Annotated in this window: 15 protein-coding genes; 5 read left to right on the top strand and 10 right to left on the bottom strand. The window is 36.7% G+C overall.

The genetic code is table 11. From position 1 onward, the window contains the following. Positions 1-20: 20 nt before the first annotated feature. The 8 genes from ACPF64_RS12770 to ybaK form a co-directional block, all read right to left on the bottom strand. Positions 21-761: an adenosylcobinamide-GDP ribazoletransferase gene (locus ACPF64_RS12770; protein ID WP_426453662.1), complete on the bottom strand. Its 741-nt coding sequence runs from the start codon at positions 759-761 to the stop codon at positions 21-23. A gap of 108 nt (positions 762-869) precedes the next feature. Beyond that, positions 870-2,441, bottom strand: a complete 1,572-nt coding sequence (locus ACPF64_RS12765; RefSeq protein ID WP_426453660.1) for a histidine phosphatase family protein — start codon at positions 2,439-2,441, stop codon at positions 870-872. 124 nt (positions 2,442-2,565) lie between these two features. After that, positions 2,566-3,165, bottom strand: a complete 600-nt coding sequence (locus ACPF64_RS12760; RefSeq protein ID WP_426453658.1) for a histidine phosphatase family protein — start codon at positions 3,163-3,165, stop codon at positions 2,566-2,568. Then, positions 3,158-4,213: a nicotinate-nucleotide--dimethylbenzimidazole phosphoribosyltransferase gene (gene cobT, locus ACPF64_RS12755; protein ID WP_426453656.1), complete on the bottom strand. Its 1,056-nt coding sequence runs from the start codon at positions 4,211-4,213 to the stop codon at positions 3,158-3,160. The genes ACPF64_RS12760 and cobT overlap by 8 nt, the downstream gene beginning before the upstream one ends. A 1-nt stretch (position 4,214) precedes the next feature. After that, complete coding sequence (gene cobU / locus ACPF64_RS12750) at positions 4,215-4,733, bottom strand: bifunctional adenosylcobinamide kinase/adenosylcobinamide-phosphate guanylyltransferase (RefSeq protein WP_426453654.1); 519 nt, start codon at positions 4,731-4,733, stop codon at positions 4,215-4,217. Further along, positions 4,721-5,347 (bottom strand): 2'-5' RNA ligase family protein, encoded by a 627-nt coding sequence (locus tag ACPF64_RS12745; protein ID WP_426453652.1) that lies wholly within the window; start codon positions 5,345-5,347, stop codon positions 4,721-4,723. Before ACPF64_RS12745 ends, cobU begins: the two co-directional genes overlap by 13 nt. A 105-nt stretch (positions 5,348-5,452) precedes the next feature. Beyond that, entirely contained in the window at positions 5,453-7,591 is a 2,139-nt protein-coding gene (gene mtlD / locus ACPF64_RS12740) for a bifunctional mannitol-1-phosphate dehydrogenase/phosphatase (protein WP_426453650.1), read from the bottom strand. Positions 7,592-8,218: 627 nt separating this feature from the next. Continuing rightward, positions 8,219-8,686: a Cys-tRNA(Pro) deacylase gene (gene ybaK, locus ACPF64_RS12735; RefSeq protein ID WP_004642683.1), complete on the bottom strand. Its 468-nt coding sequence runs from the start codon at positions 8,684-8,686 to the stop codon at positions 8,219-8,221. A gap of 190 nt (positions 8,687-8,876) precedes the next feature. Here ybaK and ACPF64_RS12730 point away from each other — a divergent pair, with 190 nt between their 5' ends. From ACPF64_RS12730 to ACPF64_RS12715, 4 genes are all read left to right on the top strand, one after another. Then, positions 8,877-9,179, top strand: coding sequence for a hypothetical protein (locus tag ACPF64_RS12730; RefSeq protein WP_005040994.1), 303 nt, complete (start codon positions 8,877-8,879; stop codon positions 9,177-9,179). 231 nt (positions 9,180-9,410) lie between these two features. Next, positions 9,411-10,784, top strand: a complete 1,374-nt coding sequence (locus ACPF64_RS12725) for an ABC1 kinase family protein (RefSeq protein WP_307009960.1) — start codon at positions 9,411-9,413, stop codon at positions 10,782-10,784. A 229-nt stretch (positions 10,785-11,013) separates the two neighbouring features. Then, on the top strand, positions 11,014-12,297 hold the full coding sequence (locus ACPF64_RS12720; RefSeq protein ID WP_426456146.1) for an acyl-CoA dehydrogenase family protein: 1,284 nt from the start codon (positions 11,014-11,016) through the stop codon (positions 12,295-12,297). A gap of 22 nt (positions 12,298-12,319) precedes the next feature. Then, positions 12,320-13,525 (top strand): acyl-CoA dehydrogenase family protein, encoded by a 1,206-nt coding sequence (locus tag ACPF64_RS12715; protein WP_426453647.1) that lies wholly within the window; start codon positions 12,320-12,322, stop codon positions 13,523-13,525. A gap of 110 nt (positions 13,526-13,635) precedes the next feature. On the opposite strand, the gene ACPF64_RS12710 is transcribed toward ACPF64_RS12715, so the two are convergent. Further along, on the bottom strand, positions 13,636-14,859 hold the full coding sequence (locus tag ACPF64_RS12710) for an alkane 1-monooxygenase (RefSeq protein ID WP_017390594.1): 1,224 nt from the start codon (positions 14,857-14,859) through the stop codon (positions 13,636-13,638). A gap of 189 nt (positions 14,860-15,048) precedes the next feature. On the opposite strand from ACPF64_RS12710, the gene ACPF64_RS12705 reads away from it, so the two are divergent. After that, complete coding sequence (locus ACPF64_RS12705) at positions 15,049-15,993, top strand: cupin domain-containing protein (protein WP_016801999.1); 945 nt, start codon at positions 15,049-15,051, stop codon at positions 15,991-15,993. A gap of 48 nt (positions 15,994-16,041) precedes the next feature. Here the strand turns inward: ACPF64_RS12705 and ACPF64_RS12700 are convergent, their stop codons facing one another. Further along, positions 16,042-17,907 (bottom strand): SurA N-terminal domain-containing protein, encoded by a 1,866-nt coding sequence (locus ACPF64_RS12700; protein WP_426453644.1) that lies wholly within the window; start codon positions 17,905-17,907, stop codon positions 16,042-16,044. Positions 17,908-17,976: the final 69 nt, after the last annotated feature.

Here is a 17,976-nt window from a genome sequence, read left to right as displayed (position 1 = left end):
GTGTTTAAAAGTTTTATTATTTATAAATAAAAATAGCTTACGATAAAAGCAAAAAGCAGCACAGTTTCGCTAAGCTCAATCGCAGCCCCTACAGTGTCCCCTGTAATACCATCAATACGTTTTATAAACAGATGTCTTAAATAAACAAGGCTCATTAAAAAGCCAATCACGGCGATTAGACCTTGCCATCTCCAATATAAAGGTAGCAGCAAAACTAACCCAGTTATTAACCAAGACGCTGTTTTGGGTAAATGATCAGTCAGAGAACGGCCTAAACCTTTTTCTCGAACATATGGCGTAGTTAAAAACAAAATTGATGGCACAAGGCGCCCAAGTGCAGGAAGCAATATTAAAAATAGCGTTTGATGTTGTTCAATCAGTACATAGACCAGTGCGAACTTAAGCAGACATATAAGAACTAAACTCAGTACTCCAATTGGGCCACAACTTGGATCCTTCATAATTTGTAAAGTACGTAACTTGTCTCCAAAACCACCTACCCACGCATCTGCCGTATCTGCCAGCCCATCTAAATGCAAACCGCCTGTTAGCCAAATCCATAAAGTCATTATGATGGCGGCAAGTAGAAGAATTGGTAATTTTGCGAACAAACATGTAATAAAAAAAAGGATGCCACCAATAATGAGTCCAACCAATGGATAAAACAAAATAGCTCGACCATTTTGTTGCGCCGTAGGCATTGTTTTTAACTCGATCGGCAGAACAGTTAAAAATTGCAATGCGATCCAAAATGGTGTCATGTCCAAATCTCTAACTGATCTATATTTAAAAAACAGTTTGAATTATGAAGAAATAAAAATGGGAATAGCAATCCCTATTCCCATTAAAGACTTCAGAAAACTGAAAATCTATTGTATTTGATAGCACTGTTTCAATTTTATGTAGTCATAGTAGAAACTGGTTGGGCTATAGCGCGCATAGTTACATGCAGACTTAAACAAAGTTTCTTTTTCGTTATAAAGCATTTTTACCAAAGTATTGCCTTGGCTATTTTGATAAATATCCCACTGTAAATTAGCAGCCATAGGTGAAACCAATTCTCCACGCCATGAGCTGGTTGAGTAATTATACGTCTGGCGAAGTGGTAAAGGCTGCATCATATTATGTAAGTCTAGGCTGGTGGCCAGAGGAATAATAATTTCAGCATGGGCAAAACGTAAAACCGCTTTGTAAGGTTGGGCTTTATTCACAACAGCATCAACTTGTTGGAACATATCTTGTTTTAAGCCTTGTGCAATTTCACTCGTGACCAGATTTGACTCTGTGAAACTTGGGCCTTTTTCGTAAAAATCATTGGCATCATTAAATTCAGCATAGAATTCTGCGGCTTCAACAGGCATATACTTATCAAAATCGATACCTTTTAGCTCATCTTTCATACCACCAGAAATCGAATAGAGCTCATACACATAAGCTGCTGCATCAACTGCACTAGCGATAGTGTTTTTACCCTTACCTTTTTCCGTAATTTGCTCACCTTTCGGCGAAGTTACGGTAAAAGACCCTGTATTACTAAAGCTATAACCCGCTGTACCCAATTTTTTAATAAAGTCTGCTTTAAAAATCGGGTTGAGTACAGTCTGAGCAGTTTTTTCAGCTTGGGTATTTTTTGATAACTCATCTAACTTTTGGGCTAAATCATTATTATTTTCTTCAAAATCTTGATAGGCCTGACTTGCATCATAAATTTTCTGCTGACTAGCACTGAGTGGCTGTGTTAAGTCTTCATCTGCATTCAAGCTATGGAAATAAAGTTTAAAACGATCTACCCCGCCATCTTCAACACTTGGAACGCTTTCACTCGACAAATTGGTATAAGAGACTGGAACAATTTTATCTTTGAGCTGCGATTGTTGTTTAATTAATTCAGCCGTAAAAAATTTAGCACTATCTACCGCACGATCGACACCTGAACTTTGTACTGATATGGAGGCTTGCGGATTTAAAAGATTTGGTAAGCGTTGTAATAATCGATCTGCAATACCACGATGTTCTAAAATGCCCGTCATAGTTTCGTTTCCATAACCAAACTGGCGAATTCCCTCAACACCGTAACCTAACAGAATATTGGCTTTCATCATGGCCTCTAGGTCAGCACCTAATTGCTCACCTAACGGCGTTAAGGCATTTTCTGCTTTTGCCTGCTTCCATAAATTATAAAGTGCTAAATCATATTTGAGGCTTGATAAACCTCTTGAACCATGACGTGCAACTAATTCTGTAAAAACTGGCTGGAACCCATTTGGTGCCTGTTCATAGCTTTTTAAATCTTGTTGTGGTTGGTAAGGCGTTTTGGTTTGATAATACTTTGATTGGATTGTAGGTGGTGTCGTTGGTTGATCATCTTGATCGTCATTATTATTACAAGCTACAAGCAGCAATGACGAAGCAAGCATCGTCGTTTTAAATAAAATATTCATAAGTCTGATAAGTGATTAATAAGAAATGCCCATAGCATAATTTTTAGCAATGACAGTACGATTACATAACGTCAAATATCTTTATAAAAATAATAACTTACAAGTGTATAAAAATATAAATTTGCTATCTCAGCATAAAAGTTAATTGACCATCCATTTCAGAAAATTCGAGGGAATATAATTTCCCAAGCTCCGCTGGCATTTTAAGTAAGTCATCTAAAGGTTGTTGCTTGGCTAAACAAGCCAATAGCTTAATGACACCGCCATGGGTAACAACTAAAGCATGTTGCCAGTTTTGTTTTTGCATATTTTCAAGCAAATCTTGAAAACCTTTCAGGACTCGCATTTGAAATTGCATTAATGTTTCTGCCCCAGGCGGGCAATATTGACTCGGTTTTTGCCAAAAATTTGCTAGTAATTCTGGTGAAGTTTCATAAATTTGCTGAGTTGAAATGCCTTCCCAGTCTCCAAAGAACATTTCTTTTAAATCATGATTTAAAAGCAAAGGCAGTTCAGTTGTTTTAGCAAGTTGCTCTGCAAAACATGCACAGCGTTTTAACGAAGAACTTACAATGACATCCCATATCTGGTTTGTGTCTTGCTCAATGGTTGACTGCATTTGCTGCCAACCTTTTGGTGTTAGGTCATCATCTAAATGGCCACGTAAAGTATGGCTAAACTGACTTTCTCCATGTCTGAGTAAATCAATTTTCAATTTACTCAATTTTGTCTCCACTTACAGCAGCTTGAGAAAAGGTAGCCATTTGGTTGTGTAATACACATGCCATTTTAACTAATGCCAAAGCAGCTGCTGCTCCACTACCTTCACCTAAACGCAAATTCATCTTTAAAATTGGCTCAGCATTGAGTTCTTGCAAAATGCGATGGTGGCCATATTCCGCTGATTGATGACCAAATAACATCCAGTCACGCACTTTAGGATTCATTCGTACTGCACATAAAGCAGCTACCGAACTAATAAAGCCATCCACAATTACAGGTAAGCCAATTTGAGCACATCGAATGTAAGCACCGGTTATCGCCGCAATTTCCAAGCCGCCTACAGCACTTAGGGTTTTAAACGCATCCCCAATCACATGTTGGTAGTGACGCTCTATTGCCTGTTCAATCACTTCAATTTTATGTCTTAACTGATCGGCACCAATTCCTGTACCAACACCAGTTAATTGCTCAGCCGTATCATTTAATAAAAGACATGCTAAGGCAGAAGCAGAACAGGTATTTCCAATTCCCATTTCACCCGCAATATAAATATCTGCGCCGTCGGCTTTAGCTGTATCTACGCTCTTTTTCCCCAATTCTAAAGCAGCACGACATTCTTCAGCATTCATTGCCACTTGTTTGGCAAAATTTGCCGTCCCAGCACGAATACAATGACGTTCAACACCGACATATTCGTATGCTTCGCCTACTGTGCCACAATCAATGACTTGCAAATGAGCTTGATGATATTTAGCAATTACACTAATTGCTGCACCACCAGTTGTGAAGTTTTGCAACATTTGGCGTGTGACAGCTTGAGGATATGCAGAGATATTTTCTTCAACCACGCCATGATCGCCTGCAAAAACTGTGATCCACGGATAGTTAACTTGAGGATGAGCGTTGGACTGTAAACTGGCAAGTGTAATTGCAATCTGCTCTAAATCACCTAATGCACCTGTAGGCTTAGTGAGTTGGAGTTGATGTTGCTCAGCATGTTGTTTTGCTTCCAGATTAGGTTGCTGTACAGATTCTAACCACCAGTTCATTTTATTTCTCACCTTTTAAAATCATTGGAAAACCAGCCACACAAAACACAACCTTATCTGCAATTTGTCCTAAAGCTTGATGCAGTCTTCCTGCTTCATCTACAAAACGACGGCTAATCTCGCCTAACGGCACAACACCCAGACCAGTTTCATTACTGACTAAAATAATTTCTGATTGAAGCTTAGGTAAAACTTTTAACAGCTGCTCACACTCAAACTCTTGAACGTTTTGATCATCTAAAAGTAACAAATTCGTTAGCCAGAGCGTTAAACAATCCACCAGAATGATTTGATTAGGTCGATCAATTTTTTGCAAAGTTTTTGCCAAAAATAATGGCTCTTCAACCAAAGACCAGTGAGCAGGACGCTGATTTTGATGGTGTGCAATTCGGCTTTGCATTTCTGAATCAAGCGCTTGCGCAGTCGCGACATAAGTCACAGCTAATTGCATAGATATTGCCGTTTGTTCAGCCAATCGACTTTTACCAGAACGAGCACCACCCAAAATTAGTTGCAACATGAATCACCTAAAAATAAATGCTGATATGGATATAACTTACCTTGTAAAGTTTGAACCTGGTAATAACCAAACGTCAAATGCTCAATTTTAAGTTCAAATTCAGCATGTTTATATTGTACAGGTAATTCAGAAATTTTTTGTAAAATCAAATCACTATTATAATTTTCTCTATATAGACCTAGGGTAATGTGTGGGCAATAATCTAAAGCCGCAATTTCATTAGAAACCATGCCTAGCTTTTGTCGTATTAGAGATAAGATATTTCCGGCATCTTGAATTTCTACAAATAAAGCACTACTAAAACTATCAACTGCTCCAATTTTTAAATGAAATGGAGCAAAATCCTCTTTTCTTAAAATTTCTCTCTGTTGCTCAAACTCACTAAAACTAAAATCATCTTTATAAAGTTTAGATTCATCAGTCAAAAAACCACATATAAACAATGTGACATGATATTGGCGGCTATTGGGTTCTAACAAAAAATCTGAAAAATGCCTGCGCAATCTATCTAAATAATCAACTAATTTTTGATCATTAATTTCCAGATACCATAAAGCATAATTTTGACGCCCAAGATGCCATTCCGGATAATCCCGTATAGATGTTGGCACCATGGATGTCGAAGGTTTTAGCAACACAGCTTTAATTCAAAATGATTCAATTTTTGTATTAAAGCATGTTTGCCTTTTAGTTGTAGAGTCTTAATTCATTGAACGAATTTAAGCATATTGAGTATGTGTAGTTTTGGAGTTAATAATATTCATGTTCAAAGGTTGCTTACCTTGTTCAGAAAATAAATATTGAATTAATTGTGTCAACTCAACTTCCAGCTGTCTTTTCTGAACTGTACTCATGTCCAAGTTCTGAATTTGTTGCTGCAAATGTTTAATCGCATCAATTTCTAAAAATTGAATTGCATAGGCATAACCTAAAGCAGCACCTTTTAATAAGTTTTTATAGGGTAAATCATGGCTAATATTCACCACAATTGATGCTATTACCCGTTCATTGTGGCCCAGTTTACGTAGCGGATCTCGCGCAACACGCTGACATGGATCTTTAAATGCATATTCACATGAATCTAGAAAACTCTGAGCGAGTCGATCTAGATCTTTTGCATAGTTAGGTAATACGATTGCAAGTCCTTGCTTTACTTCTGTAATTAAATTCTCTGCAAATGCTTTAACAGAGCTATCGCCCATGGCAACACCAATAGAATCATAACCTAGTAAAGATGCATACCAAGCAAGCATCGCGTGTACGCCGTTCCACAGTCGATTTTTGATTAATTGAATATCTGTAATCTGCTCAACCAACACAACTTGGCGCAATTTTTCGAGTAAAGGGCTACCTTTTTCTACATAAATTGGCATATCAGTTTCGCTATGGAACAAGATTAGATCCATGCTTTGTAATATATGTCCTGGCTGAAAATTACGACGCATATTATCTACATATAAAGATGCCTGATTTTGCTGATCTTGGGTCAGTTTATTGCAATCTTCAATTTCGACCTGCTCTTCATGTTCCACATCAGATAAATGCTGTTCAAGAAAATGATGCTTAATACGAAGCTGACGATATAGATTTTGATTAGACAATTTTGAAACCATACGGTTTACAACGGTGTCGCAAAAGTAATGTTCTTTTAAAATATGCTCCGTCACGTCCTCATCATTAGTTAGTTCTAAAAGCGCTTCTCTAAGATGCTTCATCACCAAATATTTTGCGCCAACTTTATTTAAAATAATTAAAAAAGTTAAAGGTTCTATACATGTTTCGAGTGCCGAGTTAAAACGAGCGTATAAACCTTTTGCAATCGTTTTTGACTCAACTTCAATAGCTTGTTCAGGCAAACATAGTGCAATCAAACTTGAATGGGTATACATCTCTAACATTTGCTGTTCATTGTCAGAATCAACAATTGTCATATTTTCAATGCGTTCATCATAAGAAAACTGTCCATAGCGAATGCTATAAGTTCCAAACGCATTTACAGCTTCACGGAATAGACTATTACGTGTAGAGGCAATAATACGTCTTGGTTTTGTGTATCCATCCCAGTGTGACAAGATTTGCGCTATATATCCGCCGCCAATAGCACCAAAACCGTGTATGCCAACGGTAAGTTGATTTAGGCTTTGCGGAAAAGACTCTTGTCCTTGTGGCATATCCATAACAGGAATAAATTGGTCGAGATCTGTTAAGAAGTCATACATCTGATCGTAATAAAAATCGGCTTTTGCCAACATTTCATCATTTGGTTCTTTAATATCTTTTAATAAAATTGTTAGACCTTTCGATGAGTGAGCTGACGTTAAACCATTTTCAGAATCTTCAAACATTAAACATTGGTTAGCATCTAAATGAAGCTGACTTGCTGCTTTTAGAAATATTTCAGGATGAGGCTTTCCATTTTGTACTTCATCCCCACAAGTAATTACATCAAAAAATTTATAAACATTTGCATTAATTAAATATTCTTCGGCAATTGCTCTACGACTTGAAGTAGCCACAGCCATTCTTAAACCTGATTTTCTTAAACGTTCTAAAACTTGAACCAAACCTTTTTTGATAGGAACGCCGTGTTTTCGTATATGTTCAAGCTCCATCTCATCGGCTCTTTTTCGTATCTCTTTATATGGAATATTCACACCATACAAACGTTGAGCTAATTGTTCAGCAGTAGTTGCACTTAAACCTAAACATTGCATTAAATATTCGTGTGAAAATTCCTGTCCCATGAGTTCTTGAGATGCTTGTTGCAATGTTTGAAACCGCAACCTCTCAGTATCAAACATTGTCCCATCCATATCAAAAATTGCTCCATGAACAGGTTTTCCATGAAAAATAAGCACGCTTTTACCTCTTTTTTTGATCATGTTTTATTCAGGGTATACAAAAAATTGGTTAAAAAGGCAGGATGTTAATAAATGAAACACTAGTGGTTATTTTTTAATCAAAAATATAAGTGATCTGTTACTGAGCAGAGTTAAAACTCTAAAAAGGTTGAACAATATAAATAAGTATGAAGCTAACTTTAAATGCAAGAGTAGCAAGCCATCCTCGCTTGCTACTCTTGGTTTATTCTTTTTGTTGCGCTGATAGTATTTATTTTTCTTAGTTCCATTTACCGCTGCTTGAACCCGCATATTTTTATAATGTCTCGCAGGTGTCACATACCAGATATCAACTCGCCTTTTGCTGTTCTTCTTGTTTGAGCTTCTGGTATAACTCTAATTTTCATTAGAAAATGAGCATAAACTTAGAAGGTGAGCTTTATATTACAATCAATCTCCTCCCCCTTATCGGGACTAGGACTACATCGCCATTAACAATAATGATAATCATTTTCATTTAATAGTTCAAGCTTTTTTGCAATTATTTATGCTTATCTCTTTTTTGAAAAATGAAGAAGTATCTGCAATGAGCTATTTGTAGATAAAAATAATGATTAGTTCTTAGAGTCTTCCTCTAAACTTTTCTTACTGATCAAGCACATCAACAAATTGAGCATTTAAAAGCTGTGCTAAATCTTTAGGATTTAAACCAATATCCAGCCCTCTTTTTCCGCCACTTACATAAATTTTGCTAAAGTTTTGTGCTGATGCATCAATGACAGTTTTTAAACGTTTCTTTTGGCCTAAAGGGCTAATTCCTCCTACCAAATATCCCGTTAAACGTTCAGCATCTTTAGGATTAGCCATCTGTAATTTTTTACATCCAAACGCCGTAGCTACTTTTTTTAAATTTAATTGGTGATTAACCGGCAAGACAGCAACAAAATAATTCTTATCGTCACTTACCATTAGAGTCTTAAATACTTCTTTTACATCCAAATCTAATTTTTCGGCTGCTTCTAATCCAAAACTTTTGGCATTTGAATCATGTTCATATTCATGAATTGAAAATTCAATTTTATTACTTTTTAACAATCTGCATGCAGGAGTCATGATAAGTAGTGTTATAGATGAAATTGTTTGGATTATAGTTTTTTTTAAAAAAATTTTAAATTTGCTTAGGCTATTTACAAGAGTTACATAAAAATTCAATCAGCAACTGAAGAAAAAATAATCTCAACTTGATATTCGCTGCTCGACTCCATATATTTTATTTAGATTTGAAGTCTGAGCTGACAATTTTATGAGTTATAAACACAACAATCTGATGGCTATGCGTCACCGTTTTTGGGATGAATCTTCAGATTCTGTATTAAACGAAAAACAGTTTTTACAGCAGACGTTAATTGAACAAGGTATTTTTAATGAGGCAACTCTTGAGGATGTGAAGTATTTTTTCTACACCTTGCCTAGCATTATTATTGTAAAAGCCCATGCATTCGGTTTCATGCATGATTCAGTCAAGCAGATGTTATTGCAACATATTCAGAATAATCGCCTTCATTTAATGCAGAAATCTGAATTAAAGATTCAATTTAAAATGTAATCTATTGTTTATGTCTACAACCCTTTTAACTTAACTCAATCTTCTGAATTGGTTTGAATTCTAAATTCCGAATATTGCTTAGGCTATTTCAAGCTAAAAGCAATAAAGTATGGAATTTCGACCTATCATTCAGTCTGAGAGAACTATTTTAATACGCTCAAAACATGTAATATTCGTTACAATTTTAGATCACAGCGTTTGGCTGCATGATGCGCATAGGATTCTATTTTCATGTCAAATCAGAAAGATAAGCTTAAGAGTTTAAAAACTTCTTCCATGGATCGACGCTTATCAATCGCGAAAGCTTCTTTACTTGCAGGAACACGTTGGGCAACTGCAAGTGCTTCTTCTATATTTTCTAATGAGGAAGAAAAAGAAAAGAAACGTAAAAAAGCGTTGAGCGAACAAGCTAATTATCTGGTTTCTGAAATAGGCAAACTTAAGGGTTCTATTGTTAAAATCGGGCAAATGATGGCCCTTTATGGTGAACATTTTTTACCAGAAGAAATTACACAAGCATTAAATACCCTAAATAACCAAACTGTTGCTTTAGATTGGCCTGCAATTAAGCCACATCTACAAGAACAACTGGGCGCTAAGTTAAATGATTTAACGATTGATCATGAACCAATTGGTACCGCCTCTTTAGCACAAGTTCACCGTGCAACACGTAAATCAGATGGCTTGGAATTAGTTCTAAAAATTCAATATCCAGGTGTTGCGAACGCAATTGATTCAGATATGAGCTTGTTTAAAAACATGCTTAAACTGACACGTATGGTGCCACAAACCCGTGAATTTGATCAGTGGTTTGATGAAGTGCGTGAAATGATGCATCGTGAAGTTGACTATGATGTTGAAGCTGCCACTACTCGTCGCTTTGGTGAACGCTTAAAAGATGACGAGCGTTATATTGTTCCTACAATTGTAGATGAGTATTGTACCAACCAAGTACTCTGCATGACTTTCGAACGCGGTGTTCCAATCAATAGCCCTGTTATGTTGTCTTTGCCTCAAGAGCGTCGTAATCAGCTTGGTGAAGCTTCATTAGAAATTGCTGTTCGTGAAATTTTTGAATGGGGCGAAATGCAAACCGATCCTAACTTCGGTAACTACCTTGTCCGTTTAGGTAATGGTCAAGATGTTCAGGATAAGATTGTATTATTAGACTTTGGTGCTATCCGTCAGTTTGATAACCACTTATTATCGGTTGCCCGCAATCTAATTCAGGCAGGTTATCAACATGATAAACAATTAATGATACAAGCCATGACTGGTTATGAATTTTTTGATGCAATGCCGGAAAGCATTAAGCCAGGTATGGCCGATGTTTTTCTATTAGCGACAGAAGCATTTAGCACCCCATCAAATAATCCAGATATGCCTGCTGGTCTAATGGATGAACATGAACGTTATGACTGGAAGAAAAGCCAGTTACATAGCCGTGTTATGCAGCAAGCAAGTAAATCGATGGCATCACGTTATTTCTCTGTCCCTCCCAAAGAATTTATGTTTATTAGTCGTAAATTTATTGGGGCATATACGTTTATGACAGTCATTGATGCTAAAACAAATGTACGTCGTATGATTCGTAACTTCGGTTAATTTCATGAAGGGCTAGAATGGTTCCATGTCATTCTAGCCAATACCCCTCTAAACACACCACAAAAAAGTTATTTTAAATAAATAAAATCATACACTTAAAATACGTTTATTTTTTCCCTACCATTTATCCACTCATTTTTTGAATGTCAGTAACGACATAGTCTTTTACTATAATGCGTGTCAGCATAAAACAATAACAACGTGTTAGGACACCATAATCATGACAAGTATGATCAATAAAGCTCAGGGTTTGGGTTTATCGCTGATCACAAAATTGGCTGGAAGCGATGTACTTGATCAACTCAAGTTACGTAAATTTTTAGAAAAATCCCTTTATCAAGGTTCAAAAGCTGGTTTTAGAGCATTAAGCCAGACTCAAAAAGCATTTAAACCTAAGCCAATATCTCAACAACGTCTACCTCAGCAGAACAAGAATCTGTTTGATTTAAACCTAACTGAAGAACAACAAATGACCTCTGATGCAATGTCTCAATTTGCTCAAGAAGTTCTATTGGGGTTAGCTCATGATGCAGATCAGACTGCTCAGTTTCCAGAAAGTCTTTGGCAATATATAGAAGATCTAGGTCTTAACTACTATGCACTTCCAGAAGCATTAGGTGGTGTAGCAACTGAACAAAATATTGTAAGTAACTTATTGATTGCTGAAAAATTGGCTGAAGGCGATTTTAGTCTTACAGCTGGATTACTCAGTACATTTAGTGTCATTAATGCAATTACACGTTGGGGTTCTGCCGAAGTTCAGTCGATGTACTTACCTTGTTTTGCAGAAGACTCAGAGATTACAGCAACCTTTGCTGTACAAGAAGCAACTCCAGCATTTAATCCTTATGTATTAAAAACCAAAGCATCACTTGAAAATGATCAATTCTATATTGAGGGTGAAAAAACGCTTGTTATTTTAGGTGATCTGGCCGATATCTTTTTAGTAAGTGCGGACTTTAATGGCAAGCCAGATATATTTGTAGTGCAATGCAACGATAGCATTTCTATCAAAAATACGCCTGCTATGGGCCTTAAAGCGACAGAAACAGCAACTTTACGCTTTAATCACACTCCTGCTCTACGCATAGGTGCAACAGACTTTGATTACACTGCTTTCTTAGATCTGGGAAATTTAATGTGGTGTGCGATGGCTGTTGGTACTTGTGACGCTGTAAAAACCTATTGTATTAAATATGCCAATGAACGAACTGCTTTCGGAGAGCCGATTTCTCACCGTCAAAGTGTCGCTTTCATGATTGCAGATATGGCAATTGAAATTGATGCAATGCGTATGTTGATCTTGAATGCTGCAAGCCGTGCTGAAGCAGGTCAATCATTCCATCGTGAAGCCTACCTTGCTCGTTTACTTTGTGCTGAAAAATCCATGAAAATTGGTACAGATGGTGTGCAAATTCTTGGGGGACACGGTTTCACAAAAGAACACCCTGTTGAACGTTGGTATCGTGATTTACGAGCTACTGCAATTTTACATTCTGGCTTACATGCATAACTGATGATCAGAGGATAATACAATGAACTTACAAAATCCTAAAAAATTCAAAATGATGATTGATCAGGCACATGATGTTGCGATCAATGTTTTACGCCCTATTTCTCGTAAATATGATAAAGCTGAGCATACTTATCCAAAAGAGCTCGATATGTTAGCTTCACTCATTGATGGTATGAATGAAGGTGGCGAAGGTATTAATGCCGGAGCTGCGGGTGCTGGCAAACGTGGCGATACAGACAATGAAGGTATTCGTAACGGAACCAATATGTCTACCGCTCTAGGGATTATTGAGATGTGTTATGGCGATACAGGCTTATTACTGAGCATGCCACGTCAGGGCCTTGGGAACTCAGCCATTGCTGCTGTTGCAAATGATGAGCAATTAGAGCGCTTCAAAGGAACATGGGCTGCAATGGCGATTACCGAGCCAGGTTGCGGTTCTGACTCTGCCGCGATCCGCACCACTGCAACCAAAGATGGTAATGACTATATTTTAAATGGTGAAAAGATTTTTGTGACATCTGGCGAACGTGCAGATTCTGTCGTCGTTTGGGCGACTTTAGATAAAAAACTGGGACGTGCAGCTATTAAATCATTTGTAGTACCAAAAGGTACGCTTGGAATGAAGGTTGAACGCTTAGAACATAAATTGGGAATTAAAGCTTCAGATACAGCAGTTATTAGTTTTATTGACTGCCGTGTACCTGCTGAGAACCTTTTGGGAAATGCTGAAGTCGATGTTGCAAAAGGTTTTGCTGGAGTGATGGAAACTTTTGACAACACTCGTCCTCTAGTCGCTGCAATGGCAATCGGTTGTGCTAAAGCTTCTTTAGAACGTATTAAAGAAATTTTTAAAGACCAACTTGATCCAGATTATTCTACCCCTTATCTACATACTTCTAATCTTGCAGCACAAATCTACCGTATGGAAGCTGAGTGGGAAGCCGCTCGCCTGCTTATGTTAAAGTCAACGTGGATGGCAGATAACAAAAAGCCAAACTCTAAAGAAGCTTCTATTGCGAAAGCCAAAGCTGGCCGTGTTGGTAACGAGATTACTTTAAAATGTGTCGAATTGGCAGCAAGTGTTGGTTATAACGAAGATGAGTTACTTGAGAAATGGGCACGCGATTCAAAAATTCTCGATATCTTTGAAGGTACTCAACAAATCCAACAATTGATTATTGCCCGCCGAGAACTTGGTAAATCTTCTAGCGAACTAAAATAATAATTAAGGGAAATTTTTCCCTTCTTTTATTAGCTATTTATGTCAAAACTTAAAAAGCCCTCTAGCTATTAAACTAGAGGGCTTCGTATTTCAGGAATTAATATTTTTATTTATTGGGTAGTTGTACTATCTAATGTTTTATCAACTACACCAAATTTCTTAAAAATTTTTGCACGACGCTTTGATGAAATATTCGCTTTGTTTAAATCACCTTTATAGTGATCAAAAACTCGCTTATCCATGATTTTAAACCACAATGAAGGGATTAATGCTGGTAGTAGCATACTTGCATAACCGCTTGGTAGCTCTGGTGCCTCATCAAAATGACGTAATGCTTGGAATGGACGAGTCGGATAAGCATGATGGTCTGAATGACGCTGCAACTGGTACAAGAATAAGTTTGTTACTACGTTATTGTTGTTCCAGCTATGCTCAGGCATTGTACGTTCATAATTACCATCAGCTTTTTTCTGACGTAATAAACCATAGTGCTCAATATAATTAATAATTTCGAAAAGACTAATACCATAAAAAGCTTGAGTCGCTAAATATGGAATTGTACCTTTACCAAAGATTCCAACCATAGAACCATGAAAAGCAGCAGTCATTCCCCAGCCTTGTAATAATTCATTATCTGAAGACCAGAATTCTTTACCTTTACGTTTTAAACGATTTTTTTCAATTTCTATTGCAGATTTAAAAGAACCAATAACTGTACGTGGCCAGAACTCATAGAATGTTTCACCCATACGTGATGAAGCTGGATCTTCTGGTGTTGCTGCACGCTTATGATGACCGTAAGGATGTTCAATACGGAAATGGTTATAACCTGTAGGAACTAAAGCAAGATGAGACAGAATATGGTCTATACGATCATGCTTATGACTTAACTCATGGGCTGTATTAATCGCAATACCATTGATTGCACCCATTGAGATACCAAGTAAAATCTTATCAATAAAAGATGTCGTTTTACGACTTGTTAAATAACATGCATAAACATTTGCAGCATACTGTAGAGGAATAAAGCTCTTCACAAGACGAGAATAATATGGATCTTTTTCTAAAAGCTTAATTTCTTCATCTGTTGGATTTCGAGCATCTTTCCCAATAATAGTATCAATTGCCGGAATCACGACATGTAATAAAAGTGGACCACCTAAAGCAAAGACTTTCTTTAATGGGCGTGGACCAAACTGATAACCGGCTAAAATACCTAAACCGATAGCAGGTAAAGCAGGGCTAATCATCCATAAAAAGCGTTTGCGATCTATTTCACGCATAGACGCAGGCACTGGCATAAGTTCTTGCTGAACATTTACTGGTGCATTCATAGCTATATTTCCTTTTTCTATATGTCTATATAGTTAAAGAAATAGTGTTTAGTTAACAGTAGTAACCGTCCAAAAAACCTATGTTAAAGTCTTTGGCATTTTCTTCCACTTTTTTGTCCTAAAAACACATGTTGATCTATTCTTATAGCTCACTATAATTTTATTAAAATAATGATTGATCATTTAAATATGGATGCACTAAGTAAATTTTTTGATGATATTCACCTTAATAAGTCTGAATACATCTATTTAAAAGCGCAAGGAGAATGGGCTTTTAAAACACAAGATCAATCTGCTCTACTTGCTTATATTGTTTTAACTGGTTCAGTATATATACAACTTAATGCTTCAGAAAAAATAACTGCGACTGCTGGTGATATTATTTTAATTCCCTCTGGGAAAGCACATAGTGCGACTGACTCAAAATCAACAGCGAGTAAGTTGGTAGATTCTCTGGATATTACTTCGCTTTTTAACGGTCACAGACAAGATGCAATCGAGTTTGGTACTTCATCTCCAGATAATACATTATTGCTATGTTTACGCTGCCAAATCGATACTCATATGGCTGGACCACTCATTAATGCACTGCCGTCCATCATGCATATTCAGCATGAAAATCAAACCAATCCACCTGAATGGCTACAAATTGGACTCTATTTTCTGGCCATTGAAACTCAAAAAATCAGGCCGGGTCATGACAAAATTATTGATCATTTAGTCAGTATTTTACTCATTGAATGCATTCGTGATCATATTCAACAAATGACTGATCAACAAAACTGGTTAAGTGCCTTAACTCATCCGGAACTGAGCAATGCACTATCTGCTATTCATAGTCGGCCTGAAGTCACATGGACAGTTGAATCTTTAGCTGAACAATGCTGTATGTCACGTTCTAAATTTGCGAATATATTTAACAGTATTATTGGTGAGCCACCCCTCACATATTTGCAGCATTATCGTTTTCGCTTGGCAAGTCAGTATTTACGCACAAGTAACTTATCAATTCAACAAATATCAAATAAGGTTGGTTACTCATCTGAAACAGCATTTAGTCAGGCATTCAAACGAATTTTTGATTTATCTCCTAAACAATATAGACAGCAATATATTGGACACAGCTTAGATTAACTGCCAATAAAAAAAGCGCCGAGGCGCTTTTTTTATTGAATCAAATTATTATTTAATTTTCGCATGTGATTTTAAATATTGACTGTAATCTTCTAATATTTGTTGACCACGCGATTGACGATAAAGTTGCTTTAACTGCTGTAACTGATCAGCAGGAATAGCGTTCGCAGCAGATGAATTTACATTTGAAACTGCAACAACAACCAGCTCATTTGGTAAATTCGCTGTTGAAACAGACCACATACCTGGCTTAGGTGTAGCTGCACTAAATGCTGCGCGCTCAATTTCACGCTTTAATCCTTGTGAACGACTAAATACGCCAGCCGATTCAAATGCTACTTTATTTTTAGCAACAACTTGATCTGCTGGTTGAGTTTTAAATTCAGCCAACATTGTAGCAATTTTTGCTTGAACAGCTTTACGCGCTTTTTCATCGATAACTTTTGCTTTCGCTTCATTCATCGCTTGTGCTAAAGGTTTTATACCAGCAGCATGATAATCACGTACTTTAACCCATACCGTATCACCATTCGCTAATTGAATGTTAGATGATGTATTACGGTCACCATTTTTCACGTTATCATTAAACAATTTAATTTTAACGTTTGGATCACTTAAATACGGATTTTGTGTAGCTAAAGTTACGCCATTTAATGATTCAACTTTTGTACCTTTTACTTCTTGCACAACAGCTTCTAAAGAATCATTACCAACAATCGTTTCATTTAAACTATTTACTGTATCTGAATAAACAGTCGCAACTTTATTCTTTTCAACCTCAGCAGTTAAACGCGCCTTCTCTGCTTCGAATGAAGGGATTTGATTAGCTTGAGTTTCTGCCTCAATAATATGATAACCATATTGAGTTTTTACTGGTTGAGAAATTTGTCCATTTTTCAAGCTCACTACAGTTTTATCAAACGCATCGGAAAAAACACCCGGTGCGTATGCTTCAACTAAACCGCCTTTTGCTTTTGAACTTGGATCTTCAGAGAACTGAGATGCAGCTTGTGCAAATGTAAGGCCGCCTTGAATTTTCGCATATACTTCTTTAGCAAGTTTTTGAGCTGCTGCATCATCACGAGCATCTGTAGTAATTAAAATATGCTTCACAGTCCGTTTAGCATCTTTTTTCTGAGTTTCAACGAACTTGCTATATGCTTGCTGAAGTTCAGCTTCAGTTGCAGGAGCTGGTTTAGCCATCAGTGATGGAGACACAACAACATAATCCACGTCAACAGAAGCTTGTTGTTTAAACTCATTTTGGTGTTTATTGTAATAATCTGTAGCTTCTTGATTAGAGGCAGTTAAACCAGTTTTATAACCATCTAATTTAATGCTAGCCAAATGTAATGTACGTTGTTCAGTTTGCAAATTCGCAATTTGCATTAAATCAACTTTACTTACCAAAGAGTAATCAGAAAAAGTTGAAGTTAGCATTTTTAAAGCATGATCTTGACGAAGGCTAGATATTAAGCCCTGACTTGTCATACCAATAGAACGTAAATAATTTTCATAGAGTTTTTGCGAGAATTGTCCATTCTCTTGCAAACTAGGCTGCTGAGCTAACATCTGCTCAATTTGAGTATCACTCAGTGAAATACCTAGTTTTTCAGCTTGTTGAATTAGTAAATTACGTGACACTAAAATATCGAGTGCTTTAGCCTGAATAACAGGCAAATTAAGTAAACTCTCATCACCTTTAACAGCAGCTAAATATTGTTCTTTGTAAGACTGAGTTAAAGTTTCAAGGTCTTTTTTAGATATTTCTTGGCCATTTACTGTCTTTGCAACATCAGCCTTGTTTCCCCTATTAAAATATCCTTCAATACCTACAAGTGCTAAAGGGGTCAAAAACAAAATTAGAAGGACTTTGCCGAGCCAACCCTTAATGACTGTACGAAACGATTCCATAAGTATTCCAATATTTTATTTCGAGGCGAATTTTAACTGAAAAACCACAATCAATGAATGAGCAATATT

Origin of the sequence: Acinetobacter sp. KB005, from assembly GCF_049949095.1 — a bacterium.
GTDB lineage: Bacteria > Pseudomonadota > Gammaproteobacteria > Pseudomonadales > Moraxellaceae > Acinetobacter > Acinetobacter calcoaceticus.
Note: the sequence above shows the minus strand (reverse complement) of the source record. Positions and strands in the feature narration are given on the sequence as shown.